General features: G+C 41.3%; 17 protein-coding genes and 2 pseudogenes. 1 reads left to right on the forward strand and 18 read right to left on the reverse strand.

The annotated features are described in order from the left end of the window. Positions 1–40: 40 nt before the first annotated feature. The 16 genes and pseudogenes from DCC82_RS15030 to DCC82_RS15105 all read right to left on the reverse strand — a co-directional run bounded on the left by DCC82_RS15030 (position 41) and on the right by DCC82_RS15105 (position 22,413). Positions 41–496, reverse strand: a complete 456-nt coding sequence (locus DCC82_RS15030) for a DUF4411 family protein (RefSeq protein WP_097354387.1) — start codon at positions 494–496, stop codon at positions 41–43. Continuing rightward, positions 493–1,650 carry an ImmA/IrrE family metallo-endopeptidase gene (locus tag DCC82_RS15035; RefSeq protein ID WP_233253006.1) on the reverse strand — a complete coding sequence of 386 codons (1,158 nt, stop codon included), beginning with the start codon at positions 1,648–1,650 and terminating at the stop codon, positions 493–495. Before DCC82_RS15035 ends, DCC82_RS15030 begins: the two co-directional genes overlap by 4 nt. A gap of 135 nt (positions 1,651–1,785) precedes the next feature. Continuing rightward, the gene (locus DCC82_RS15040; protein ID WP_097354386.1) at positions 1,786–4,740 is read right to left on the reverse strand and encodes a type III restriction-modification system endonuclease; all 2,955 of its coding nucleotides are present in this window, start codon (positions 4,738–4,740) and stop codon (positions 1,786–1,788) included. 3 nt (positions 4,741–4,743) lie between these two features. Further along, positions 4,744–6,567, reverse strand: coding sequence for a site-specific DNA-methyltransferase (locus DCC82_RS15045; protein WP_097354385.1), 1,824 nt, complete (start codon positions 6,565–6,567; stop codon positions 4,744–4,746). Between the two features lie 13 nt (positions 6,568–6,580). Continuing rightward, on the reverse strand, positions 6,581–7,342 hold the full coding sequence (locus DCC82_RS15050; protein WP_097354384.1) for a DUF4391 domain-containing protein: 762 nt from the start codon (positions 7,340–7,342) through the stop codon (positions 6,581–6,583). A gap of 5 nt (positions 7,343–7,347) precedes the next feature. After that, the gene (locus tag DCC82_RS15055; RefSeq protein ID WP_097354383.1) at positions 7,348–10,593 is read right to left on the reverse strand and encodes a helicase-related protein; all 3,246 of its coding nucleotides are present in this window, start codon (positions 10,591–10,593) and stop codon (positions 7,348–7,350) included. A gap of 436 nt (positions 10,594–11,029) precedes the next feature. Next, entirely contained in the window at positions 11,030–11,359 is a 330-nt protein-coding gene (locus tag DCC82_RS15060; RefSeq protein ID WP_015863614.1) for a nucleotide pyrophosphohydrolase, read from the reverse strand. A gap of 29 nt (positions 11,360–11,388) precedes the next feature. After that, positions 11,389–13,899, reverse strand: coding sequence for a restriction endonuclease-like protein (locus tag DCC82_RS15065; protein ID WP_097354382.1), 2,511 nt, complete (start codon positions 13,897–13,899; stop codon positions 11,389–11,391). Continuing rightward, positions 13,868–15,547: an MrcB family domain-containing protein gene (locus DCC82_RS15070; RefSeq protein ID WP_097354381.1), complete on the reverse strand. Its 1,680-nt coding sequence runs from the start codon at positions 15,545–15,547 to the stop codon at positions 13,868–13,870. The genes DCC82_RS15065 and DCC82_RS15070 overlap by 32 nt, the downstream gene beginning before the upstream one ends. Positions 15,548–15,928: 381 nt before the next feature. Next, positions 15,929–17,143, reverse strand: coding sequence for a hypothetical protein (locus tag DCC82_RS15075; RefSeq protein WP_097354380.1), 1,215 nt, complete (start codon positions 17,141–17,143; stop codon positions 15,929–15,931). A 366-nt stretch (positions 17,144–17,509) separates the two neighbouring features. Continuing rightward, positions 17,510–18,219, reverse strand: a pseudogene (locus DCC82_RS18765) (RNA-guided endonuclease TnpB family protein). 158 nt (positions 18,220–18,377) lie between these two features. Next, the gene (locus tag DCC82_RS15085) at positions 18,378–18,788 is read right to left on the reverse strand and encodes a hypothetical protein (RefSeq protein ID WP_094239821.1); all 411 of its coding nucleotides are present in this window, start codon (positions 18,786–18,788) and stop codon (positions 18,378–18,380) included. Continuing rightward, positions 18,785–19,474, reverse strand: a complete 690-nt coding sequence (locus tag DCC82_RS15090; protein WP_062679206.1) for an ABC transporter ATP-binding protein — start codon at positions 19,472–19,474, stop codon at positions 18,785–18,787. Before DCC82_RS15090 ends, DCC82_RS15085 begins: the two co-directional genes overlap by 4 nt. 2 nt (positions 19,475–19,476) lie before the next feature. Continuing rightward, the gene (locus DCC82_RS15095; protein ID WP_108430410.1) at positions 19,477–20,775 is read right to left on the reverse strand and encodes an ABC transporter permease; all 1,299 of its coding nucleotides are present in this window, start codon (positions 20,773–20,775) and stop codon (positions 19,477–19,479) included. Between the two features lie 13 nt (positions 20,776–20,788). Then, positions 20,789–21,907 carry an ABC transporter permease gene (locus DCC82_RS15100; RefSeq protein WP_094239823.1) on the reverse strand — a complete coding sequence of 373 codons (1,119 nt, stop codon included), beginning with the start codon at positions 21,905–21,907 and terminating at the stop codon, positions 20,789–20,791. 107 nt (positions 21,908–22,014) lie between these two features. Continuing rightward, positions 22,015–22,413 (reverse strand): hypothetical protein, encoded by a 399-nt coding sequence (locus tag DCC82_RS15105; RefSeq protein WP_233253008.1) that lies wholly within the window; start codon positions 22,411–22,413, stop codon positions 22,015–22,017. Between the two features lie 709 nt (positions 22,414–23,122). Between DCC82_RS15105 and DCC82_RS15110 the strand changes: the two are divergent. Further along, positions 23,123–24,072 (forward strand): annotated as a pseudogene (locus DCC82_RS15110) (IS630 family transposase). 497 nt (positions 24,073–24,569) lie between these two features. On the opposite strand, the gene DCC82_RS15115 reads toward DCC82_RS15110, so the two are convergent. Continuing rightward, positions 24,570–24,977 (reverse strand): hypothetical protein, encoded by a 408-nt coding sequence (locus DCC82_RS15115; RefSeq protein ID WP_199222355.1) that lies wholly within the window; start codon positions 24,975–24,977, stop codon positions 24,570–24,572. A gap of 103 nt (positions 24,978–25,080) precedes the next feature. Beyond that, on the reverse strand, positions 25,081–26,334 hold the full coding sequence (locus DCC82_RS15120; RefSeq protein ID WP_015863610.1) for an AAA family ATPase: 1,254 nt from the start codon (positions 26,332–26,334) through the stop codon (positions 25,081–25,083). Positions 26,335–26,580: the final 246 nt, after the last annotated feature.

Genomic DNA, 26,580 nt, shown 5'->3' on the forward strand with positions numbered 1-26,580 from the left:
AAAACAAAAAATGCCGATTCATCCCCCACCTACGCTCCGCTTAGAGGTGGGGGGTCTTCTCGGCAAACAAGATAAAAATTCTGCTTTTGGAATTAGGATGAAATTGTTCATGTGTTACTACAATAAAATTGTATGTCTTTGCAAACGCTATTAACCAACTATCTGCTGCACTAGCAAACTCTCTTTTTGCCGCCTCAAAATATTGCCCCTGCTGAACAGCCCAGGTAATAATTTCTTGATATGTTCTAAGAACTTCAATCTTATCGGTTGGCTCGAACCATTGGGCAAAATAATGATTGGCCCACTCGCTTAATTCATCATTTTTATGAAAGCTATTAATTTCCTGTTTAACACGGTCAATGCTTATGATGTTGCCGTTTTCGGCATGTTGAAGCAGGGCATCCCAAAAGGAAGGAGCGATATCAAAAGAATAATACCTTTTATAGGCTTCAATAAAAATGTTCGTATCAATCACAAACTTATGGCTAGAACTCATACATATCTCCCCGTATCGACATATTCGGCAAACTTAGCAAAAGTGTCACCAGAAAGCCCCGTCAATTGATAGGCTTCACGATAAAGGATCGTTCCTTCCTTTGCCGCGCTTATGACTGCTTCCGCAAAATGACGGCCAATACGCATCGTTTGAGTTGCGTAAAAATTGCCTCCGTTTGTTTTCGTTTGTTCCGTTTGTTGCCGAAGCCGTTTCATATAATCTTCATAAAATGAAAAAAACTCCTCTTTTGTCACAAGGTTTAAGTCTAGAGCTCTACGTGCCGCCACAATTTCACTAACCTTAAAATGGCGAGCCACTTGTTCAAAACGATCTTCCGATTGACCAACCTGTTTCCATATAATAATTAATTCATCTTCAGGGACAAGAAACTCAGCAGCTGCTTTGTTGCACACGTTTTCAATTTCAGCATCAGCAGGCTGAAGACTTTTTAAATCGAATGCGGCACTCGCCCCGTACCAAATATGGGCAAGTTCGTGGACCAATGTAAACATTTGCGCAGCTTTTCCGTCTCTTCCATTTATAAATATTAAAGGGGCATAGTCATCAATAAGAACAAAACCGCGAAATTCCGCAACATCCAGTTTTCGATGTGTATTATTGCCGACTACTCCATTAATGACGACAATAATGCCGATATCTTCAGTTTTTCTAATAAGATTGCGTAAAGCTTCCTGCCAAGTTGATTGTTTTGATGCCCATCCATCTTCCAAACTTAACGTTCTTCGCATATCTTGTGCAACGAGTTTTGGATCCATTGACAAGTTCGCACGCCCCACATAATTTAAAGGCGGATTGCCTAGCTGAATTAAATAATCGCGCATCCACTGTTGCCGTCTTTCCATCGTTTGAACCGTTTCCAAAAGATTGGGACTCGGACGGACAGCCCCTTCATCTCTCACCGTGCGATAATAAGGAATACTTAACTTCTCCTCTGGTGGATTAGGGAGAAAAAAATAACCAAGAGGTACAGCTGTCATTTTTGCAAGTTTTTCTAACTGCTTAAGCGTCGGCTGGCTTTCTTGATTGATCCATTTATCAATATTAGGAAACTGATCCTTCAGTCGATCAAAATTATCCATGCGTTTGATCACCCATTGTAGAACATTGGGTTTAACCTCAACCTTAACCATCATATTGCCCCTCCTCTTTGACTATAGTATGCCACAAATGCTGGAAAGGAAAAAGAGAGGAGAGAGCATTCAATAAAAAAAGCTGGCCTCAAAAGGTCATTGTACCACCTTTTGGGACAGCCTCCTGTAAAAGCATCACTAACGGCTAACCGCCCGCAGCATAAACGCCTCCACATCATTCTCCGGACCAACAAATTCAATATCCGTGCCAATTGCTTCAAAATGCTTGCGGGCAAAGGAGATTTTTGCCGATTCGCCCGGGCGCAATTCTCCTTCCCATTCCTGTCCTTTCGTCTCTAGGACGAAGTACAGCTTTTCTTCCCCGTCTTTCTCAATGACAAGCGCCCAGTCAGGATTGTAGGTGCCAATTGGAGTGTCAATTTTAAACCAGCTTGGTAGCTTCACATATACTTTTACTTTCTCATCGTCTTCAAACCGTTTGGCAAAACGCTCTTCCACATCCGAATCATAGATGACATGATCAAACGGTGATTTTTCACTCGGAATTGCGTTGTCATTCAAGTAGGCAAGCAGCTCTTCGTTTTGGAATAGTTCCACCGCATAATACGCATCGTCGCCGATTTTATAATATTTCACTCCGTCTTTTAACAGCTGCTTCATTTCACGCTGGATGATCTTTGTCACTTCTTCGATAAATTTTTGCGGATTGTTTTTGAAATCCTCAAGCCGCTTGCAGCCGGTTAAGATGCGGACAATCGTCTTGCGTGTTAAATTCGTGCGGTTTTGCAGCTCAGTAATGACGTCTGGAAGCGTATGGTGCAAGCTGACGTAATCTTCGACGCTTTCGCTTACCGTTTGCGCCTGTACTCCTGTCACGCGGTCGATTTCAACTTTTCCCTTGCGGCTTAAAATGCGAATTTTCTCAATGTGCGGCATCGTTTGAATGCTTTCAATGCACTTTTGAATCAATTGTTCGCTGTCGAAATCGACGGAATAGACCGTTTTATATTTGATTTTATCCCATAACTGTCTGAATTCTTCCTGATTGAATACAGACATATTTAATTTCACTTTTTGCTTTTTGGTTGCGTCTTTGATCGGCAATGCTTGCAAATGGCGTTTTATTTCTTTTACGATCGCCGGAAGCCATGGCTGAAACTCCGAACTTAAGCGCAAGTCATAGTTTTCTATTGCTTTCTTTAATTCAGAGGTGACCATGCTATGCTTATCGATATAGCCGTTTTGCTTCAATTCTTCATATAATTTCACCGATAAATCGTAGCCCATTTGCATCGGCTCTTCCGTCTTCTCGTCGATATAAATAAGTTTGGCGAATATATGTTTTTCAATTTTGCCGAATTTGACTCCTGTTTCTTCTTCGATTTCTTTTTGCAGCGTCGCGACAAATTCTTCATACGATTCGTTCGCCATGACCGTTAGCGTGTTGATATGATAGTCCTGCACACGCTCCCCGTTTTGGTTGACAGCCAGACGCAATCCGCGTCCGATTTCTTGGCGTCTCGATACGTACGTTCCCGCGGAGTCTTTCAACGTGCAAATTTGAAAGACGTTCGGGTTGTCCCATCCTTCGCGAAGCGCCGAATGGGAGAAAATGAAGCGAAGCGGCTCATTGAGGCTAAGCAGCCGTTCTTTGTCTTTCATAATAAGGTTGTACACATCGGTGTCCGCTTCTGTATTTCCTTTTGTATCTTTCAGACGCCCCTTTTTATCTTGTGCGAAATACCCGTTGTGCGCTTTTTCCACGTCCTTATCAATGCCTGGGTCATCCCAGAGCGGGCGGTATTTCGGTTTTTGGATCAAATCCTTATATTCTTCCTCAAACATCACCGCATATTTTCCTTTAATCGGATTGCCATCTTTATCATAATCACGGTAATGGGCGACTTTGTCGATAAAGAAAAGGCTTAACACTTTAATTCCGCGCGGGCGAAGCTGCAGCTCTTTGTTCAAATGCTCTTCAATCGTCTTACGGATTTGATATCGCTTTATCGCATCATCGTCAATATCGCCGATCGCATCACCGACCCGCAGACGATAGCCATTTACTTCAATCGCTTCGTTTCCTTCCGTCCAATCAATCTGCTCGACGATATAGCCACGATACAATTCTCGTTCCCCGGAAATATCGTACAAATCGTCTCCGTATTTCACCGTTTTCGTCGTCCGCTTCACCTTTCCGCGCGATTCGACGTCCAGTTCGATCTTCGCTTTTCTTTCCTTTACCTCGATTAGTTTTATGTACGGCACATTAAAAGACGGTTCAGAACGAACAGACATCACTTCGATTTTTTTGACGAGTTTTTGATTATACGCGTCGACTGCATCGAGGCGATACACCATATTATATTTTTCCACATGCGTCGCCGAGTAGCGCAGGGTGCAAAGCGGATTGAGCGAAGCGATCGCTTCTTTTGATTTCGGCGTCGTATCGACGCTTTGCGGTTCGTCGATAATGACAATCGGGTTCGTCTGTTGAATAAATTCGATTGGGCGATACCCGTTTAAACGATCGTTCGGACGGTGGATGACGTTCGCTTTATCTTCTTTTTCCGGATCTTCAAAGCTTTTGCGGAACGCATCGATATTAATGATCATGATTTGAATCGTTGTCGCTGTCGCAAAGTTACGGACTTGATCGAGTTTTTGCGAATCGTAAATAAAGTATTCTACTGGCGTATGGTCATACAGTTCATTAAAATGTTCCCTCGTAATTTGCAGCGACTTGTACACCCCTTCGCGAATCGCCACGGACGGAACGACAATGACAAATTTCGTAAATCCGTAATGTTTGTGTAATTCGTAAACCGTACGTAAATAGACATACGTCTTTCCCGTACCTGTCTCCATTTCGACGGTAAAATGCATGCCATCAAGCCGCTCGCTGCGCGGCAGGCCGTTTTTCATTTGAATCTCCTGCACGTTTTTTAAAATTTCTTCCGGCGTAAGGTCGAGCCGATTCCCTACGCCTAAATCCGTTTGAATCATTCCCGCGTTTGGTCCATACGAAACGGTGAAGTTGGACTGGCTCATTTCTTGCCCTTTAAAAATTTGCACAACGGAGTCAATCGCCCGTTTTTGATAATCCAAGTCCGCGATAAACTTCAGCTTCATCGGTTACACACTCCTAACATCGGTGATTCCGTGCTTCTTCAACGTTTGAATCGCGTTCGTTTTCACGGCGTCGCTAATAAAGCCGGATTCTTTAAAAATGACTTTCGGTGGCATATGCTCGGATTGATATTTCAACATTTCCTGAACGATATCCAAATCGATGTCGTCTTCTAAGCATACTAACACGGAACCATAGGCAACGTTATAAATCGTTTTGCCGTTATAATCAATTTCTTCAATCGGTATAGTAAGCGGCAGGCCGATTTTCAGTAAAATCTCATACAACAAATCTTCTTTCGTGCGGTCTTCTTTAATGTTATCCTGCAAATCGAAAAGGGTTTGCTCCAAGTTGTCGAAATCAGGATCCCATGTTTTCACGTTCGAAGAATCGAGCTTAAACACTTTAAAGCCGATATCTAAATCCGTTTTTCCTGTTTCCTTAACGATTTTCTCACCCGCACGGCGAATGCGCTCTTTTCCGATTTCACAAATGTTTTTATACCCCGCTTTGTACGCCTCCGATTTTTCATCCGTTTTCTCAGGCAGCTGCACCATAATAAACTTGCGATTTCCACCGTCTTCAGCGTTTAACTGCATTACCGCGTGGGCGGTAGTTGCCGAACCGGAGAAGAAGTCTAGTACTATATCATGATCTCTTGTAGATAGCTCTAAAATTCTCTTCATCAACTTTACTGGTTTAGGATAATCCATCACTGACTGATCATCGAATAATTCTTTTAATTCCTTTTTAGCATCTTGTGAATGTGATACTTCTTGATATGTCCATACAGTCAATGGAGTAATAGTAGATTTCACTTCACTTAAAAAGCGTTTCAAGCTAGGAACATTATTCCCATCTTCGCCAAACCAAATTCTATTATCTGCCACAAGTTCTTCAAAGCGCTCCTTTGTGACCCTCCAACAATATCCTTTAGGAGGATAAACAACTCTACCACTCGGGGTAGTAATTGGATATACTTTACTTTCTACTACAGGTCCAGCTGATAAGTTATCGCTCTTCCATACACCACGTGGGTCATTGTCTGGATTTTTATATCTACTATTTGCTTCTTCACTTCTTGATAAGCCGTAAAGTGATAAACAATCTATTTTCTTAGCATAACATAGAATAAAATCATGATTACGAGAAGCAAATTTGTTCATATTAACAGGTGCATAAGCTCTCTGCCAGATAAAAGTGGTAACAAAATTATTTTCACCAAATACCTCATCACATAGTTTTCTCAAATTGGCTGCTTCCGTGTCATCAATCGATATAAAAATAACCCCATCCTCTCTCAACAAATTCCTTGCCAATTTCAATCTCGGATACATCATGTTCAACCAATCGGTATGATACCGTCCGCTCGTCTCTGTATTCGCCTTTGTCGTCTGCTTTGTGATTTCTTTGTAATTTTTGATATTATCGCGGAAATCATCTTTGTACACAAAATCCTTCCCCGTATTATACGGCGGGTCGATATAGATCATTTTAATTTTTCCGAAATACGATTTTTGCAACAGCTTCAATACTTCGAGGTTGTCGCCTTCAATATAAAGGTTTTCGGTCGTATCCCAATTTTTGCTTGATGCTTTGTCTGGCCGCAACGTGCCGGTGGATGGCGTTTGCGCGAGTTTCATCGCCTGTGTTTTGCCGTGCCAGGTGAACTCATATTTTTCATTGCGCGTTTCGATCTCTTCGCCAAGAATCAGTTTTAGTTTTTCAAAATCAATTTTTCCTTCGGTGACCACTTCCGGGAATAGTTGCTTTAACGCCTCGATGTTCGTTTTTACAATGTCCATTGATTTTCCATCTAATTTTTCCATCGTGCTTCCCCTTTCATCGCAATTGTTGTTTCCACTGCTCGATTTGCTTCGTTAACTGTTGAATTTTCATGTTGTACTCTACTTTTCGGTTAAACTGCGTTTCTTTCTTAATTTGATTTTTCCACTTCGCGATTTCCGCTTCCGCCTGTTCAATTTGCGCAATCAGTTGACGTGATTCTTCATCGGTGGCGATGTAAAACGCGCCGACCGCTTTCGCGTGCTGAAACGCCTGTACCGCGATATGAATGTCTTGATAAAATCGGAAGAAGTGAGAGAAAGATAACGCTGTTATATGAATCGCATCGATGAATCGCCGAACCATTTCATCGTCACTGTCGGATGAAAACCACGGAGTATACGCAAATTCTTCCAAAACGACTTGCGTCTTATCGATTTTGTTTAATCGCTTTAAACACGTACCAACCTGAATATTTCCTTCTTTTTCAAATACGATGACGACAGGGTTTGGCAATGCTTCTTGAATAATCTCTCCAATGACAGGAAGGTGGGCGTCTTTTGTTTCGTTTCTTAATCGAATCGTGATAAACATAACCCCTTCGTAATGGTAATCCTCATTGATGAATGGCTGGATATTAATCACACTTGGAGTCAGTAAATACGTTAGCTCGATCCGATCGACGTATTTCGTAATATAGTCTTTTTCCTTTTTCGTTAAATCGGCGAAATCGTAAAACATTTTTTTATCCAACTTCTTATGTAAAGGGCGGACTTTATCGTCCAGCCCTATTCTAGCATAAAATGTGAATCCAGCCACCGCTCTCACCCTTTTATGATAAGATAAGAGATAATTTCAAAGTCTTGCAAACTCGTATTCGCGTTCGTCACCAAGCTGTCCAAGCTTCCGAGGCTAAATATATTCAGCGTTATTTGCTGATCGATTTTGCCAACGATATCTTCTACCGCTTTTTCCAGCAGCGCCTTATATCGCCCCATGTCTTTTCCGTTTTTCGTCTCTTGGTAAAACGTTTCGTATAAATCCCGCTCCACTTCTTTTTTTCCGTTGCATAGCGAACGGTATAAATCCAAAATTTTCTTTACGTGGACATGGTTATACAACACCGTGCCGTCTTCCCGCACATACACTAAGTAATATGGATGGAGCGCGTTTTGTTCGTTCGATGATGTGACGTGATCGATTTGTTTTAGACAGAAAATAACCCCAGGCTTAATTTCGTCTTTTAGTTTTTCATTTTTGTTCACGGTAATGCTAAAAAGCCCTAGCGGCGCTTTTTCCACCGCTTCTTTATGTTCCTTCATAAAATTTAATAAATCCATGCGGAAGTCGTCTAACGTAAAATCGGTTAAAGAAATATTTCCGGAAATGTCCTCTAAATCAATGACTTCGTTTTGCAGTTTTTCGAGTTGTTTGCGGCGGTATTCCAAATCTTTCATTTCATTGCTGTTGTCGGCAATAACATTTTCTTCCCCGGTGGAAGAAATATCGAGAATCGTCATTCGGTCTTTTACCCTGTTGACGAGATTAATATATTCATCAAGTTCCAGCGACGGCCAAAAGTTAACTAGTTGAATCCGTTCATTTTTGCTGCCAATCCGGTCGATACGACCAAAACGCTGAATAATGCGAACCGGATTCCAATGGATATCATAGTTAACGAGATAATCACAGTCTTGCAAGTTTTGCCCTTCGGAAATACAGTCAGTAGCAATTAGTATGTCAATTTCCTCTTTCATCTCGGGCATTACTTTTGCCCGCTCTTTCGAAATAGGTGAAAAGTTCATTAAGACATTATTGAAGTCGACTTTTTTCATTTTTAATGTAGTTTTTGGGTGATCCGAGCCAGTTACTACGGCAGAGTGCAAGCCAAATTGACGATAAATCCATTCATGCAAGTTTTCATACAAGTATTTCGCCGTATCCGCAAACGCAGTAAAAATGAGCAATTTCTTGTTTTGGCCGTTAATCGGATTCTCGATTTTGTTTTGAATGACTTTTTTCAATGCCAATAATTTTTTATCGCGATCTGACGTTATCCTTCTCGCTTGCGCAAGCAACTTCGCCAAAATTTCGCGGTCATATAATAAATCTTGCTTCCAGCGGATTAAGTCCATATCTTTGATGAAAATTTTCACTTTCGAGCCGATTAACGCGTCTTCTAAGTCAGGATCTTCGATGTCAATGTCGTTAATATCTCCGATCATTTCGTTTTTCGGATCATAGTGATCTATTTTTTGAATGTGCGAATCAATCTGATGAATGATGTTTTCCAATGTTAAAGAAAAGGAATGAATGCTGCTTTCTAATCGTTTCAACAAGTTAGATTTCATTAAATAGACAAGATTATTTTCCCGGTCGGTTTGTTTAAAAATTCTTCCGTTTGCTACTTTCGTATCGTACTTTTCGCTATAAACTGCTTTTTTATGAGGCAAGATGTATTGCATCGGCGAATATACCGCCAATCGCAACCGCAATATTTCATTATTAATCTTCTCCAGCGGCGGAAATTCATCTTTGTCGTCAATCGTTTCTTTAATATTGATTGGCTTCAGGCGGGTCGGAAACGAGCCGATCGCGTTCACATTGTAATATTTTTCAATATGGCGGCGTGAACGGGCAATTGTTAATGAGTCAAGCAAGGTGAAATAATCCCCGTTTAGCACATCTAACAACCGCTCAGTGGTCCGCTCTTCTTCGGGAAGATTGCTCCATTTGTTGAATTGCGACTGCGCGCGGCGGATCGTTTGGCTGATGCTTTTGATGTTCGCCGTTTCCGCTAGCGCTTTGTCATTTCCTTCCGTAATGAAGGCAATCTGGTTCTTTAAGTCATCGAGCTTGTTATTGACAGGAGTGGCAGAAAGCATTAACACTTTCGTTTTCACTCCCGCTTTAATAATATCGTTCATCAAGCGGGAATATCGCGTCACCCGATCGTTGCGCGGATCATTATTGCGAAAGTTGTGTGATTCATCGATGACGACTAGGTCATAATTTCCCCAGTTCACATGCTCCAAATTAATATCGCCGCTATATCCGCGCTCGCGCGATAAATCGGTATGGTTGAGCAAGTCATAGGAAAAGCGGTCTTCCGCCAAAATGTTGCGCTTATCGTTTAAACGGTAAATAGTCCAGTTTTCTCTTAATTTTTTTGGCGCCAACACGAGAACGCGATGATTGCGCAGTTCGTAATATTTAATGACCGCTAACGCCTCAAACGTTTTTCCGAGCCCGACGCTGTCGGCGATGATACATCCTCCATACGTTTCGATTTTATTGATGGCGCCAATTACCCCATCACGCTGAAAATCGTAAAGCTTGTTCCAAATGACCGTATTTTCAAATCCCGTTCTTGTTTGTAGCGATTCGTAGTTTTTCGCATCTTGCAAGAAGCCTTTAAATAGATTGTAGAGCGTCACGAAGTAAATGAACTCTGGCGAATTTTCTTTATACATCACTTCTAAGCGCCGCAATATTTCGTCTTTCACATCTTGCAGTGCTTGTTCATCTTGCCAAATGGCGTCAAACTGACGAAGCAGTTGGGTATTTGAATGCTCATCGTCGACAATATGGTTAATATAAATATTGGAAGAGTTGCTGTAGCCTAGACCTGGGCTGGAAAACGGCGCACCGCCGATTAAGCCGATTTGCGTTCCATCGTTGTTTTTGACATGATACAAACCGCCTTGAATGCGCTGATTGGTGACTGATTTAATTTGTGCTTTTCGTTTCAGCCATTTCGCTAATTCTTTGGCTATGTATGCTTGATTTAACTCTACTTTATATTTTCGCTCTTCTTCCACTCCATACAGTGCCGCTTCGTTTTTCTCCATTAGTCCTTTTAACGAACGGTCTCCGCGCACAAAAGCAGGCTCTGTAAAAATGAAACGGAATTCATCGAGTTGTGATAGCTCTTTTTTCAGCTCCACAAACGCATATAATGTCAAATGGGCCGCGGCAATCGACAGCTTACTTTCTTTAGTTATATATTCTTTTAAAACATCCCCCACTAAACCACTCTGCTTATTGTCAATCATTCCTTTAGATCCCATGCGTCCATGCTCCTTCAACCATTAATGACATAATCCTATTTTACTAAAATAACAAAAAAGAATGTTGTCGAATTTTGTCGTAATATAATCAAATCTTCCTAACCTATCCAAGTAACAAAAAAACAAGCCGGCTCCCGTTCAGCCGTTCAGTGAACGGGAGACAGCTTATCTGGGCAAAGATAAATTCACAATGCCCCTTTTAGTTGATTAATCCAAGACTTTTTTATTTTTTCTCTATCATGAATCTATTTTTATATACCCTTTTTGCCTCCTAGAACGTGTTGCAAAACGCATAACGAATGCATAAATGCACATAAAAAAACCCACCACCTTAGAAGTCATATACAGTGATCAAAACCAAGGGGTGAACACGATCATGATTCCAATTGAAACAGCGAACATGCATCTAACAAACCAACCAATACTTATTTCAATTTTATAATTCTGTATATTTCTTTTTTGACCCAAACGCTTTCTCAATTGGATACTTTTGTTCATTTTTCTTCATTTTATCTATAATAGCTTTTTCCACGTCAATCCCTAATTCGTGTGAAAGCAAGAGCGCATAAATGACTACATCGGCAATTTCGTCTTTTATATTTTCCAAGTTTGTTTTTATAGCCTCTTCGCTGCTTTTCCATTGGAAATTTTCCAGCAGCTCTCCTGCTTCTAGAGATAATGAAATCGCTAAGTCCTTTGGGGTATGGAACTGTTTCCAATTACGCGCATCGCGAAATTCAATAATTTTTTGCTGCAAGTGTTTCATGATTATTCCCTCCGTTGGTGCTATTTTCTTTAAGTTTTATCGCTATCCATCAGTCTCACCATCTCCTTAAACACCATCGACGGCTGTTTGAGCAAAGCGTCTACCGGGATTGTTTTGTGTTCGGTTCCTCTGGTGATGGCTAGCAGCCCTCCTTCGAGCTTTATGACAATATCTTTGATGCGGTACGCTGTAATTTTAGACGCTTTATCCAAGTATCGGTCATCAAGGTCAAAGCGGATGCGGTCGGACAGTCTCCGCAGCATTCTCCATAAAGCGATTTCTTCTTTCGATTTCATGAACAATTCAGGGAGTTCTTTCGCTTCTTTTAATGTATTTAACGTGGTCATTGTGTAGACAGATATGCCGTAGCCGACCGGTTTGATGACGTTCGGTAAGAAATGCCAGCTTTCGATTTCAAATCGGACGTATTGTTCGATACTGTTTTTTGGCAGCTCTTTGATCTCGGAGCGCTCGACAAATTTTACGTCAGCGATTTTTCCGTAACACGTGACCCCGTTTTCCGGCGCCGCTCCTTTTCTCGGATAAAGGGCGATATACGCCGCTTCCTGCCATCCTTTTTTCAGCCGTTTTACCGGAATGTGGTAAAATCGGTGTCTCAGATGAGCGTGATAGTTTCGTGCGCTAGGGACCATTCCGACAAGCACTTTTTCATCGAAAGAAGATCGCCATTCCTCCATAATTCCTTGCGGCAAAATTCCTTCTTTTTGCAATTCCTCTGGGCTTTTTTCGATCAGACGCTCGATCAATTGTTCGACTAACCGAGTCGCGTTTGGCAAAAACGGCAGCCCGCCGATATTGACTTCATTAATGCTTTTGTACAGCTTGTGCTCTTGATAACTATCCTCATCGTACCAAGGAAATAACACATAGGCGCCAAAAGCGGTTCTTTCATAAGGTCCGTTGTGTCGGACAACAAGCGAATCGCGGTAACGATGCATTGTATTGATGTCTTCTTCCATCGGGCCAGGAATGTGATAACGCTTCTGGTAACTGCTTCCTTCGACTGCAAAATCGATGCGATATTTCGCGTCGAAAATGTAATTGAACGTATAATCTTTCCCTTTCTTTTCGATCGACAGCATCGTATCCGGAATTTGCGGAATGGTCGGCAGCCTTCCTTCATATTTTTGATACGTCAAAATAATTTTTTCGCCCGTGTGCGGATGTTCGTATACCCGCTTTGCGGAGCGGTTTTTTTCTAGATTGACGAATAGTCCGCTGCGATTCACTTGAATAATATCCTGGCTGACAAGTTTATACTTTTTGCCCAACAGTTGTCCGAGCTTCAGAAACGTCCAATACTCGTACAATGTCGCCACGTCTTTGACGGACATTTGATACAGCTTCCCTTGCAGCGCAAGGCCTCGTGTGACGATTAAAAAAATTTGATACGCATCACGATATCCCGGCGCCATTTGCAAGACAAGGCTCATGATCGAGCGGTCCAGTTTCCCGATCGTTCGCCAAAACGCATTGTTTGTTTTCGCTTCGAGCGCGCGTATCATATTCATGATTTTCGCAAGCAAATCCGGGTCGGCTTCCACTTCATATCGTTTGTTTTTTGACTGCACCTTTTCGAATAAATCACGCAATTTATCGATTAAGCGTACCATCATCCATTTGACAAAACGGTTTTCCAGCGTATCATACGTCAATTCTTTTTTCGCTTTTAAGCCGGATACCGGCATCAGTGAACGGTGTTGAATTCTTATTCCGTTATGGACTTCGCAAAATAATTGCGGCCTTTTCCGCAAATAGTTTCTTCCTTTTGCATCCAAGCGGCCGAGCTGGTCTCCCCTCGCTTTTACATGGGTGGTCGCGAGCTGATGATGCGGCTGCCGCTCGATTTGGCGAATGGCTTGAAGAAAGTCGTGAAAATGCGCCTCCATCAGCCGGAAAAATTCGCTTCTAGAAGGAGTGCCGTCTAATTTTGCTTTCGCCCGCTGATACGTTTTCTTGATAAAATGAAACGCCAGATTATAAATTTCCTCGCTTACTTCTTGGAGAAGCTTTTGATAGTCTTCTTTATAATTTAATTTGGTCGGAAAAATTTCGATCGTCACTTCTAACAGGACTTTATCTCCCATTCGGATTTCAAACGTGGATAATCCCACTTCGTTTTGAAACTGAAGGTTTCCCATTAGCACATATTGATTGCCGATGCTGATTCGATCGACCGCTCTTCTTAACGATGGGTGTTCATGATAAAACGTTAATTCAACATCGTTTTTCGGAAAAACGATGATTTGATAAATGCCGTTTTCAAAAAAGATCGGGCGGTGGCCGGCAGACCACTCCACAAGTCTTTGTTGATCAATATCAAATATTTTTACTTCAAAAATGTCTTCGCCTTTGACAAAAAACTCCATCGATTCGTGAAAGTCGAGTTTGCGGTACTGCTGAAGCCCTTTATATTGCTCATGATATGGCTTTCCTTTGATCACAAGCGTGACGTGTTTTGTTTCAATATGGACCAGCTCTACATCCTCACGAGCCAATCCAGAAGGAGGTAAAGCCATCGTCCGCTAACCTCCTTAACATGTGTAAAATTTTATCCGCGCTTTTCGGATATTTTGCGTATGTAAAATCAAGCAAGGCATCGTATTCCCCATTCAATTCAATGCCAGCGCAGAACGCAAATAGTTGTTCAAGGGCGCGCTGCACTCTCGCATCGCTCCCAGAGACGCGCGGCAAAATTTTCTGCAAGAGGCAATGATCAAACGCGTTTTCAAATGTCATTAGCTTGCCTTCTTCGTTGTAAGCAAGATAAAAGCAGATTTCATCGCGGACGCGATAGCCGATATGCGCTCCTAAAGGCTGTAAATAGGTATTGATTTTCACCAGCTCGTTCGTTGCTTTTTCGACAACATGCGGATACTGTTGATACACGTCTTTTAAATGCAAATATTTAGCGGCAAATGCTTCCTGATTCAGCTTCATCGGCTGCACTTGCTTTAACTCTTTTAAAAAATCGAGATGATCAAGCTGAACGCGATTGAATTCAATCGTATTGGCACGGTCTAATACTTTTTTGCTGAAAGGATGCGTCGTTTCGTCCATATTGACTGTACCAATAATATAGACATTGGCAGGCAGATAAATATCCCGCCCTGCTATTTCTTTCGGAAGCAGTTTAGAAGAAACGATTTTCCCGTTTTCCCAACGCCGGCTTTCCATCACGCTGAGGACATCGCTGAAATAATGCTCTACTCTCGCCAGATTCATTTCATCGAGCAAGACAAAATACGGCTCTTCTTGATTTTGTTCCGCTTCCCGCACTACTTTCGTCAGCGGCCCCGCCTTAAATTCTCCTTTAATATCTACGTACCCAAGCAAATCCGTGCCGTCGTTCCAGTCAGGGCGGACGGGAATTAACGTAAACCGGCCGTTTTCTTCCGTCGCGCCAACGCTCTCGGCAAGCCATTGAACGATTTTTGTTTTCCCGGTTCCGGAAATCCCCGATAAGATGACAAACGGTTTCGTTTTTAAAGACAAAAATAAATTAATCACTTCTTCTCTCGTATAATAAAAACCTTTACTAGATATGTAAGCGTGAATATGGTCCACGATCATTTCATAAGAATGTGATTCAGATATTGGTTTCATATCCATCTTAATCTCCACATATTTTTCGTAGTATTCGATCATTCGCCGCAAATCACGCCGCAATTGCTCATCCGAAGGCATATCGTCGAACGAATACGCAATATAAGCGGCGACAGAGTCCTTATACTCTTTTGCTTTTTTGCTTTCGCCAAGGTCGATTTCATCATCTTTTTTCACGTCGCCGCCCATCGGAATCGTTTGGCGGATTTCTTGTTTAATGCGAATCATTTCTTCTTTCGGTGTTTCCGTCACACCTTGGGCAAATGTCAGATACACTTTGCTCATATCATCGCTAAATAGATAAACAATATAATATCCGCGCTGCGTGGAAGTAGTGACTTCTTTATTCATAATGGCGACCCAAGGGACATCCGTCCATACCCCTTGGCCAACCGATCCTTTAATCATATAGCGATCTTGTGGTATAAAAGGCAACTTTTCGATTGCTTGCGGAATCGCTTTCGTCACTAATTGGAACACCGGCTGCTCCTTTGAAAACTTTTCCCGTTTTGCTTGCAAGTACGTTTTCATCACTTGTAAAAAAAGATCGCGTATTCCCATTTTCCTATGCCCCTTTAAAAGCCGTTTCTGCAAATATGAGAAAATTGCAACTTTTACCTTATATTTATTTTACAAAAATAATCAACGGAACGTCTAATAATTCTCGACAAAGTCAGTCAGTTCCACGTTTGACCCGATCGACCATGTGCTCAGTCATCTTTTCATGATATCACTTACCTAATGTTTGATTGGAAAGTGGGGAAACAAACTTTTTTTCTTTCGTTTCCTACGCAATCCAAAGCAAAATGAGCAAGCCTAAAAAGCCAGCGGCCGCGAAAAGCCATTAAAAAGAAACTGGCTCCTTTCTTGCGTTTCAACGATAGCAATAAGGAAGCCAGTTTTTCTTACGGCAAATAGTATGAAATAAGCTAAATAGATGCCTCATCCCTCTCTCCACTTATTCCACTCATCCAAAAACGCGGGCAGCCGGCTTTGGTACGGAACGATGACGCGCTGGTAGTAGGTTTCCCATTCTTTTGGCTGCTTAAGAATATTTATATAAACATGGCGGATTTCTTTTATATATTCCAACGCATGACGGTACGCTTTGCGGTTTTTTTGCGCAATAAACGCTTCTGCTTTTTGCTTGTAGTAAGCAATCATCTCAAGCGGATGACGCTCGTGTAAGTAACGTTCATAGACGATGCGGCGAGAGTACACAGCATAAGACGCGTCTCTTGTCACATAGCGAAGGAGTTCTTGGCTATTCCCTTCTTGATAGTCAATTTCCGCTTTTATAGAGGAGTAACGTGGATCGCTAACAAATGAATACAATTCTTTCCTCACTGCTTCTTTTTCGCTTTTCTCTGCATAAGAGATGGTTTTCTTATATAACTCATAAGAAGGACGGTGTTGGAAGTATCGTTTTAATAGTTGAAGCGCCTTTCCTTTTTCTCCTATTTGATCGTAGTGCCGAAATACGTATTCATATAATGTATCTAAAGCTCCTTGCCCTTTTTCCAGTCCTTGTTCCGCGATATCGAGCGCTTTTTTCACTTCTCCTTTGCGGTGCAAAAATTGGACATAATCCCAATAGTCGCTTCCGTAAGTTAATTGCTGCATCCGCATTAGTTCATATGTATCTTCATCCCCAAGCTTGTGCTGATAAATTTTTAGCATGAGCGATTGATCATATGTGCTGTTTGACCGCTTCAAGTACGATAAAATAAGGTGCCAATGCTCTTCTTCGCAGGCGATTTGTTCAATCCAGTCCCATATGTCATCGTCAAATCCTGAATTTCCCTCGAGGTATTGTTCCATCAATCCGTGAATCATTTCCTCCCTGCATTCATCCGGCAGCTTCCCGTCTTCAAGCAATGAAAGAATATGTTCCATATTCTCATACGCACGATATTCCTCCTCTTGCGGACCGCCGCCGTACATATTAAACTCGGAAATAATGTCTATTGTTTCTGAAAATTTGTCACGGTACTCGTGATAATATTTCTGTGCTAACTGTTTATCATTGAGATACCCTTTTTCCTCCAAAAACTGGAGCGCTCGCTCCTTTGCTTTTTTGTCAAGCGCAATTAGGCTCATCGCGAGCTCAATCATATCTCGATGGGAAACACGCTTCAAAATCGCGCGAATATCCATAATTTCAACTCCTTGCTTGTTTTTTCATAGTACACTTTAGTACCAATACCATCGGCAATGGCTTATGACAAAAACGAGCATGGTTCTAAAACAAGCAAATTCGCAAAAAAGAGGTTGAACAGTAGTTCCACGCACCTGCTTTGCTGCGCAGGAAAACAGTAAACCCTCATTCTACAGAAAACAAGGATGGACGGTAAAAAGAAACCTGCTTCCTCCTTGCACACTACCGAGGAGGAAGCCAGTTTTTTCGATGATAAACAGCACAAGACGATCGGCAGTTCTCTCCCTATACTATTTCTAACTGCAAATCATGGAGCACATCTAAGTCAACTACCCAACGGCTAAAGCCGTGGGCTTGCAACTAGCCTAATTGGCTGCCGCGTTCGGCTGGTTGACAGCAGCCCTGCGGATGTTTTCCGCAGCCACGTTGTCGGCAGGGGCAGCGTACCCACAAGCTCGACAACAAAACTGATCCCTTGACGGTCTGTTTTCTTTGGCCACATGTCCGCAAACCGGACAGGTGCGGGAAGTATTTTTTGGATGAACTTATACCACCGGCACGCCAGCGATCGCCGCTTTATACTCAATAAACTTTCTCAACTGATAAAAAGACCAAGAAGAGTGTTGACGACGCTGTTGCTTTTTAACCGTTTTCTCGGTGCGTTGGCGGATGCCCTTTAAATCTTCAAGGGCAATGCCGCATCCGAGTGCCTTTGCCTTTTCAACAATCTTCTTGCTAATGCAGTGGTTCCCATCACGGGCAAATAGTTTTTCCTTCTTGGAACGCCATACACGATGGCACCGGTTTCTTTAAAGTTATGCAAGGTTTTTTTATCCAAACGATAGCTTTCCGACACTTTGCCGATGGCACGAACGGTCATTTGGGCAGAGAGGCCAAATTTTTCCCTGACGTCATAGTAGCAAAGCCGCTGGATTTTCGTTTTGGAAAAGGTTCTGGAGCGAAAAGCAATCTCGCTAATATAGTTGCATGCTTGGTTAAACCGTTTCATTGTTTCCAGCAGCGCATGAAACTGTTCAAGAGTTGGCATTAATTTAATCTTGAGAGTGCAGAGCATTCTTGATTCACCTACCTTTCTAAATCCAGTGTACTTATATTGAACGAAAAATTCAATATATACTAAAAATATAACCCCCTCCTTCCTCCCACAGCTAAAGCAGTGGGAGGAAGGCGGATGTTCTCGTGAACATGCTCTTAATGCATTGCAAAAGCAGTCTAGCTACTTTTCATTCTTAAAAGATAGTGTCCATCCGTTTCTTTATTGATATAGTATTTTGCCATCCATTCTCCTTTGATAGGTTTCACCTTCAGCGTTTTAGCAAAAGGAGTCCCCGCCTTCACTTCCCCTTTTTCAACCAGTTTGCCGTTAGGGTTATATAATGCATACTTCAAGCTTCCTTCCCGCAAGTCAATACGATGTTCGATGAGCAGTTGATCAAATTTGTTTTCGTCGACATTAATGGTCGCTTCAAACACATGGTATTGTGGTTCGTACTCCTCTGGGAGAAATGTTCCCTCGGCTGATGATTCAAAATTTTGCTTATTGTAAAAAGCATAATACCATCCACTAAGTATAATCGCTGTCATAATGACCGCAATGACAGACCAAATTCCTTTTTTATTCATTGTCTTTCCCCCTTCGTGTCTGATTGGATTTGTCCATCGACAATTCGAACGATTCGTTTCGTATAAGAAGCAACTTTTTCATCATGTGTGATGACAATAATGCATTTCCCTTCTTCGTTCATTTGGCAAAGAAGTTCCATCAGCCTCGCTCCGTTTTCTTGATCCAATGCACCTGTTGGTTCATCTGCAAGCACGATATCGGTTTCTGCCGCCATTGCGCGTGCAATGGCCACTCGCTGCTTTTGCCCTCCTGACAACTTCGAGACATTCTTTTTTCTTAAATCGGCAATACCAAGTTTCTCTAAATAATAATCCACTTTTTCTTTTATCTCCTTTTTACTTATATCCCGCTTAAACAGCGGAAGAGCGACATTCTCAAAAACGGTGAAGTTATGCATGAGAGCAAAATGCTGAAAGACAAAACTGATCGTTCTGTTTCGAATTTGGCTGAGTTCTTTATCACGCAATGTTGTTACATTAATCCCATTAAGACGATAAATGCCTTCCGTTGGCACATCCATACAGCCAATAATATTTAATAACGTAGATTTTCCTGATCCGGAAGGACCCATAATAGAAACGAATTCACCATTATGCACCTTTAGATCAATGCCTTTTAACGCAACGGTTGTGTACTCATCTTTCCCGTACTTTTTCGAAATCTTCTCCAACTCAATGAGAGCCATCGTTACTCTCTCCCTTCCACCAACTCCCGTAATTCCAACTTTTTAATGTTCCATAATGGAATAATGGCTGAAAATAGTATAATGAATATAGCGATGATCGCTACTTTCCCATACAACCACCATGTAAAGGCCTCTAACCGGATGTTATAGCCTAAAAAATCATTATTGACTTCGGTCAGATAGCTGACGATGACACCGATGACGGCGGAAATTCCTATAAGGAAAAACAGTTCCATGATCAGCATGAACGAAATATCTCGTTTGCTCGCCCCTGTCACCATCATCACACCGAATTCATATTTTCGTGCACGAATCGATGAAATTGTTACAGAAATCACACCGATCAAGGTCACTACGAGAAAAAATGTTCCGATAGCTAAAGCATAATGATTGCTTTTACGGGTATTCTCTTGATAAGCATCAACATCTTTTCGAACAGTTTGCAAAACAGGAGAAATCCCTAATTCTTTCCCCTTTTTCATAATAGCTGCTTTAACGTCCTTAAATTGTTTTTCAGAATGAAGCTGGATGAACGTATTATGTAATCGCACGGCAACACTGATCGGTCGGCCCTCTCTTTGCTCTGGAAAAAAAGGAGCGACAAAAAAATGATCCAAGTTGTCAGCGGGACTGACAAAATAGTCATTTCCTGACAGCCATCTACTTCCCTTTTCAAGTATCCCGACTACTTTATACGTCACTTTAATAGTTTTTTCTCCTGCACCGGCTTCAGCTTTAAAACGGTCCCCGATGCGAAAAACATCACGATAATCGTATCCCACTAAAACAGGGATCACATCGTTGTTTTCTTTTTGGAAATCTGCTTCTTCTAACATTCTTCCCTTTATAACGACAAACTTTGTGAACAGGCGATATATATCATAATCGAAATAAATAATGCCTGAACTCTCAATATCATCTTCTCTTCTTGTCCCCGCATACAATTGCTTATTCCGCTGCTGATATTTTTGCCATTTAGGAAAATCTTGAGGTACGATGCTAGTTGTGTTAAATGATCCGTATCCTTTGATTTCTGGTAAACTTTTTATGTATGTTTCTAATTGCCGAAACCGCTCCGCAAACCACTGAGTATCATCCCCATCCGGCATCGTCAACTTCACTGTCTTATACTCATCCATCTTAGAGATGGAAAAAAGCTGTTTTTCTTGATAGTTGAGCGTATCTATGGTAATTAACGCATGGTTAATCATCCAAAATGAGACGACAAGCTGGAGTGCCATCAACAAGATTGATAGTTTTCTTTTTACAATGGATGCAAAAGCAATCCTCGTATATTTCATCGTTCTACCGCCTTTATCTTCTATTCATCACATCAACAGGTTGTATTTTAATCGCTTTTATCGCCGGAATAATAATAGTTAGCGCGGCTGAAAGCACAACAAATAGAACTGCTGTAGATAGATGGGTGATGGAAATATTGATAGGATAATCAATCCATTGTTCAATAACACGGTTGAACGCCAGCTGTATCGTATATCCAATAATAACGGATGTACTGGAAATTAAACACATCTCCCAGAAAAGCATGGAAACAATGTCATAATTACTATAACCAAACGCCTTTTTAATACCAATTTCATACGTTCTTTCTTGAATCCAATAAGAAGTAAGATTAATGGCATTCACAATGGCTAATAAATAAATCATTACCATCAACGAGAGTCGTTCACTTAGCTCAACATGGAACATTGTATTACTCATGTAAGGCGAAACGTCCATTTGTGCTTCAGGAAACAACTGTTCCATATTGTTTCGAATAATTTTTTCATCCGGATACGTATCCTTAACCGGGTTATGAATGGTCAAATGTAGCTGTTTCGTACTTGTTAATTTATTAATTGTATCAGCAGGAAGAGACGTCATTGGAATAACCACTTGATAATCAATCGCCCTTGTCTTTTTTCCTTTAACACCAATGATTCCAATTACTTTGTATTTGTCACGCCCTGCCATGAGATATTGCTCGCTACCTTCGATAATAACATCTTCCATTCTTTCTTTCCCAACAAGCGCTACTTTTTCTCCTCTTCTTACCTCTTTGATCGTAAAATACCGCCCTTGCATTAAAGGAAAACGTTCTACCACTTCTTTTGTCCAATATTCCGGCGTAACCGCCATCATAGCATCACGATGGGGCAATGTGACATCTTCCAAAATAACCCCTGTTTGTGGATCGATACTTTCAAATAGTTCCAAGATATGCTGCCAATTCGGTTCTTTGGCAAAGGTAATGTCTACACTTACGGCATGCCGCGGTTGGTAACGCGCCTGTTCTTGCTCAAGAAGCTGAGAATAGTTAATACTGGAAATTCCTACTGAAATCATCAACACCGACAACGACAAACCTAACACAATAAAAAAAGTGGTAATGGGATGTGCTTTTAATTGATTTTTGATAGAATAGAAAATCACAGATACACCTTCTCTCATAGAAGCTAAGGCACTAATAGTCATTCAAAAAAAGAGCGAGCAAACATAAATGAGTAAATATACTCGTTTATGTTTGCCTAAAATTCCTATTAATCGTCTCTCAACGAACGAACAACAAGCTCTTTGTTTGTGCTTACATCATTAATAGAGTGTCTGCTTTGATACACATCAACTCCTGTCCAAGAATATGTTACCTGTGCCCATTTTTTATCTTCCTGATATTTATAACCTTGCATCTTACCATTTTTCCACATTTCTAATCTTACAGCTACTTTATAGCCACTCTTAGGATTTACAAATTTTGTTTCAGCTACTGCATTATCATTATCAAACCAGTTCCAATCAACATCCAGTTTATAACGAGCCTCTAGGTCTTTATACGTTAAAGTACCTGTTTTGGTTGCCGCATACACGTTAGCCCCTGCCAACAAAGTTAGACCTATTCCTAAAGACATAGCAATTGTTTTTAGGTTTTTATTCAATTTCATCACTCCCCCTAAACTTTAAAATGAACGGCCGGCCGACTTCACCCTTATTGTATCAAAATGAACAAGAAAAAACATCCGTATTTACCGCAAATTTGATTGCGGAAAATACCTATTTTTTTAGAAAACAATGACATAAATTGTAATATAGTGTAAAATTTTGATAAAAATATTGGTTGGAGGTAGATATTATGAACCAAAACTTATGGAATGTTCTGCAAACACTACTAGAAAAAGATTCCATTGGAACAACGGAACTTGCGTTAGCAAGGAGAAGTTAAACCCAGAAGTCTTCTCAGCATTAGTGGAGTCTCTGCAAGATGGATGGAGATCAACAGGTATCAGATAAATATTGTCGGAAGAAGCGAAATAAAGACTTTTTGCAAAATCATTTGTCCACTAACTGCATGTTTCACCCATGAGTGGCAAAACGCTTGTAATGGACAATGGAGAGACTTGCATTGGTCATAGAGTATTATTTGTCCCTTGTAAGACTATATAAATTCGGTTTGAAATTCCGACACTTTTAATCAACCTGTATTCTTGTCTATACTGCTCCTAAACGAGTAAAAAAGGAGCGGATTAATCAATGAAGAAAAAAGGATTACAAATTACGAACGATCACGGTTGGACGATCGAACGTCTTCAGGAACAGGAACGCAGAATGAAAAATGCCAACATAGCGAAACGAATTGCAGCGATTCGTCTCATGATGCAAGGCTACTTAGGAATCCAAGCCGCTGAGCTGTTGAACCTCCATCGCGAAACCGTTTCGATTTACGTGCAAAAGTTTAATCAAGGTGGGATGGATGCGCTATTAGAACGTCGATACGCCCCGGGCAGAAAGCCGTATCTATCTCCAGAAGAAGAACGGGAATTAAAAAAAATGCTGGAAGAAAGCACTCCTGCCGATGAAGGATACGGCATTGAAACGGGCTGGAATACCCGGATTATTCAACATGTGTTAGAAGAGAAATTTTCTGTCACCATGTCCCGTGGCGGTATTGGTGATATGCTTCATCGATGGGGATTTCGCTATACACGCCCTACGTATACCCTCAAACGGGCCAATCCACAAAAACAAAAAGAGTTTCAACAGGAGATGGAACTCATAAAAAAAACTTGTCCGACAACATGGCCATAATCTATGAAGATGAAAGCCATATTCGGGATTACCAAACTCTACGGGCCACATGGAGTGTTAAAGGGCGTCAAAAACAAATCCCTGCGTATGGACATCACGCAACCGTTAGCTTATTAGGCGGTGTGAATATCAAAACGGGGGAATTTCACTGTATGGAAACCAATCAATGCAATGCACAGGCTTTTCTGCAATTTCTTCAATACACATTGGACCAGTATCCGGATAAACATGTCGTGATGGTCTTGGATAACGCAAAAATTCATCGCGCCAAAATTCTTCAGCCTTTTCTACATGAGCACGAAGAACGGTTGACTTTGATATTCTTACCTCCGTATTCACCGAATTTAAATTTGGTCGAACGGATTTGGGGATGGCTGAAAGAGAGCGTGATTGCCAATCGGTTTCATGCCAATCGAAAAGAGTTGCGGGAATCGATTGTTTCGTTCTTGGAGCATCTCACTCAATTTCCAGAAAAAGTGCTCCCACACATCGGACAGGTAATTATGTCGGAAAATTAATCTGAAACTATAAAGATCGCGCATCGCCATTTGGAATGCTCCTTTAAAAGCTGTTTCTGCTATTATGATAAACTAGTAATTTTTACCTTATATTTTACAAAAATAACAACGAAACGTCTAATAATTCTTAAAAAAGAGTGATGCAAAAAGCCTATTGGATACATCCATAAAAAACACCACCTCTGCAGCACAACAACATGCATGGGATGGTGGACGTAATCGCTTCCCTTTTCCGTGAAAATGCGCGCCTTTGGAGTGGCCATTTTCATCCCGGGTGGAGAGCAAGCGTTGCTCATGGAACTTTTCTGTTTAATAATCGAATAACAAAAAAATTTGCTTTTCCCTCCCTCGTTGTCCATCAATATGTATCTGCCTTAATAATAAAGTCTATTTGTGAACGCAGGCTTGCACTGAGGGTGATTTGTGAAAATGTTCATATTTTATTTAGGCGAAATGACAACGAAAGGAATCGATAGAGGAAAACAGGATTTTTCTTTTTATGATCTTCGTCTCCTTGGCACTCTTGTTGGTTTTGCTGGTTCATATGCTTTTAGCCCTTCGTCGCCGGTAAGAATTTCGACTTCCCATCCATTCACTCTTGCGTAGTATTCAGCGACTGTTTTAATCGTTGCATCCCCAATCGATAAACGCTCAGACGCTTGCTTTGGCCATTCGGAAATGAGTTTATGCAATTCATCAGCTGTCCATAACTCTGCTTGCTCGGAAAATTGCGCCCAAGGAGACTCTTTGTCTAACGCCTTTTGTATAATGTGAACAAGCTTTTTCGCGCATTCATATCGTTCTTTTGCTGCTTGGGCAATATGGTTGCCTGTTTCAATGATCGTTGCCAGCGGAAGGACAAACGTTGCCCCACGTTTCTCTTCTTCCGTCAAAAGCTCGTTCACACGCCTGTAGTCCCAAATGTTCCCTTGCGCGCCGCATGTTTCTTTGCCGGGACTTGCAACCAGCAGCATAAAATCGACGTATCAATGACAAGGATTTTTCGCTTCACCGCTCCTCACTTCCTTGCCACGACAGCGTTTCTTCGATTTCTCCTTCTGCTACTAGCTTGCCAATCGATCCACCTGCAAGAAGCTTCGGCAACGATTGAATATCTTCTAATGGTGTCAATTCACTTGCCCCGTCCTCCATCGAACGATGAGCAACAATAATAAACGGGATCATTTCTGGCCCTAACTCATCGAGTAACGCTGGATTGTGTGTTGTCATTAAAATATCAATTTGTCGATCGGTGCCAATTTCATTTAACATATCAATTAAAATTCCCGCACGGGAAGGGTGTAGGCCATTATCAATTTCTTCGATCACAATAAGACTTCCTTTCGGACGGGTCAATAATGCCGTCAAAATTCCGATAAAACGTAGCGTGCCATCCGACATGCCGCGCGCATCGACAATCAACTTTTTGTCGCTTCCCGGCCATTGCTCTTCACAGTACAGCATCGCATCTGTTTTAAAACGGCCGACCGGCTCCGCCCAAACTCGCTGGACATCTCCTTCCGGAAGGCGGGAGACGTATTTTGAAAGCAATTTTTCCATTTGTTTCTTTTCTTCTTTCGGCAATGCCGCCAGCACTCCTGCTACATTAGAGGCATTGCTCGCAAGGCGGTTGGAAAACGGTTTATAATCACGCATCAAAGCAGGAGCGGGATCTAATATAAAAACATTTTCCAATGTATGCACAACAAGTTGTATAGCTTCATCCACTTCAGGATGTGTTTCTTGGTTTTTTAATTGGCTAATAACCGATACAGAACGTTTGAACGGTTTCTTTTTTGGGCGTCTTCCATTATAAACTGAAGCAGCAACCGTCGGGCTGTCTTCCTCTGCTGTAGCAGTGAATAATTTTGTCCGTTTGTTCATTTTTCTGTCTATTTTCACTAATGACTCTGAAACAAGCTCCACATCGGATTTTGTACTCACTTCAATGCTATAATGATAGTCTGTTTCTTCATCGCCTTCGATGACCGCTTCTAATGTAAAAGAAGAATGTGGATGCTTAGCAGCCCATTCAACACCACCGCGTATCGCTTGAATATTCGCTTCTAAAAGAAGAGCAGAATCTCCCGATAAAATCGTCTGTAGCTCTTTTCCTTGTACCACTCGGCTCAAAAAAGCGATACCGTCCAACGCATTCGATTTTCCGCTTGCATTCGTTCCAATCAAAACTGTTAACGGATCAATGTATAATGTTGCATTAGAAAAACTTTTCCAATTTTTGTAATGAACTTCTTTCAACATTCGATCACTTCCTAATCAAACTTCCATTTATCAAGTAGGTAATCCAGAAAAATCATTGTCTAATAAAAAACACTTATAATTAGGAACGATCCATACTTACAACCTAATTACAAGAAAGGTTTTATTGAAAATTATACCATATTTCGAGTATTATTAAAAGAGATAGGTTGTCTCCTCAGCTATGAAGAGTATATTTCAAAGTTTTTCGTCAAAATAGGGATTTTCAAATTATCCACAGTTGGTAAA

The sequence above is a fragment of the Geobacillus sp. LYN3 genome (assembly GCF_003064505.1).
GTDB lineage: Bacteria > Bacillota > Bacilli > Bacillales > Anoxybacillaceae > Parageobacillus_B > Parageobacillus_B toebii.

Excerpts from the sequence above, each read along its gene's own strand:
- DCC82_RS15105 (WP_233253008.1), bottom strand. The coding sequence starts at position 22,413 with ATGAAATTGAATAAAAACCTAAAAACAATTGCTATGTCTTTAGGAATA.
- DCC82_RS15075 (WP_097354380.1), bottom strand. The coding sequence starts at position 17,143 with ATGGATATTCGCGCGATTTTGAAGCGTGTTTCCCATCGAGATATGATT.
- DCC82_RS15090 (WP_062679206.1), bottom strand. The coding sequence starts at position 19,474 with ATGGCTCTCATTGAGTTGGAGAAGATTTCGAAAAAGTACGGGAAAGAT.
- DCC82_RS15045 (WP_097354385.1), bottom strand. The coding sequence starts at position 6,567 with ATGGAAAAATTAGATGGAAAATCAATGGACATTGTAAAAACGAACATC.
- DCC82_RS15035 (WP_233253006.1), bottom strand. The coding sequence starts at position 1,650 with ATGATGGTTAAGGTTGAGGTTAAACCCAATGTTCTACAATGGGTGATC.
- DCC82_RS15030 (WP_097354387.1), bottom strand. The coding sequence starts at position 496 with ATGAGTTCTAGCCATAAGTTTGTGATTGATACGAACATTTTTATTGAA.
- DCC82_RS15070 (WP_097354381.1), bottom strand. The coding sequence starts at position 15,547 with ATGGGAATACGCGATCTTTTTTTACAAGTGATGAAAACGTACTTGCAA.
- DCC82_RS15085 (WP_094239821.1), bottom strand. The coding sequence starts at position 18,788 with ATGAATAAAAAAGGAATTTGGTCTGTCATTGCGGTCATTATGACAGCG.
- DCC82_RS15060 (WP_015863614.1), bottom strand. The coding sequence starts at position 11,359 with ATGAAACACTTGCAGCAAAAAATTATTGAATTTCGCGATGCGCGTAAT.
- DCC82_RS15065 (WP_097354382.1), bottom strand. The coding sequence starts at position 13,899 with ATGGCTTTACCTCCTTCTGGATTGGCTCGTGAGGATGTAGAGCTGGTC.
- DCC82_RS15055 (WP_097354383.1), bottom strand. The coding sequence starts at position 10,593 with ATGGGATCTAAAGGAATGATTGACAATAAGCAGAGTGGTTTAGTGGGG.
- DCC82_RS15095 (WP_108430410.1), bottom strand. The coding sequence starts at position 20,775 with ATGAAATATACGAGGATTGCTTTTGCATCCATTGTAAAAAGAAAACTA.
- DCC82_RS15120 (WP_015863610.1), bottom strand. The coding sequence starts at position 26,334 with ATGTTGAAAGAAGTTCATTACAAAAATTGGAAAAGTTTTTCTAATGCA.
- DCC82_RS15040 (WP_097354386.1), bottom strand. The coding sequence starts at position 4,740 with ATGAAGCTGAAGTTTATCGCGGACTTGGATTATCAAAAACGGGCGATT.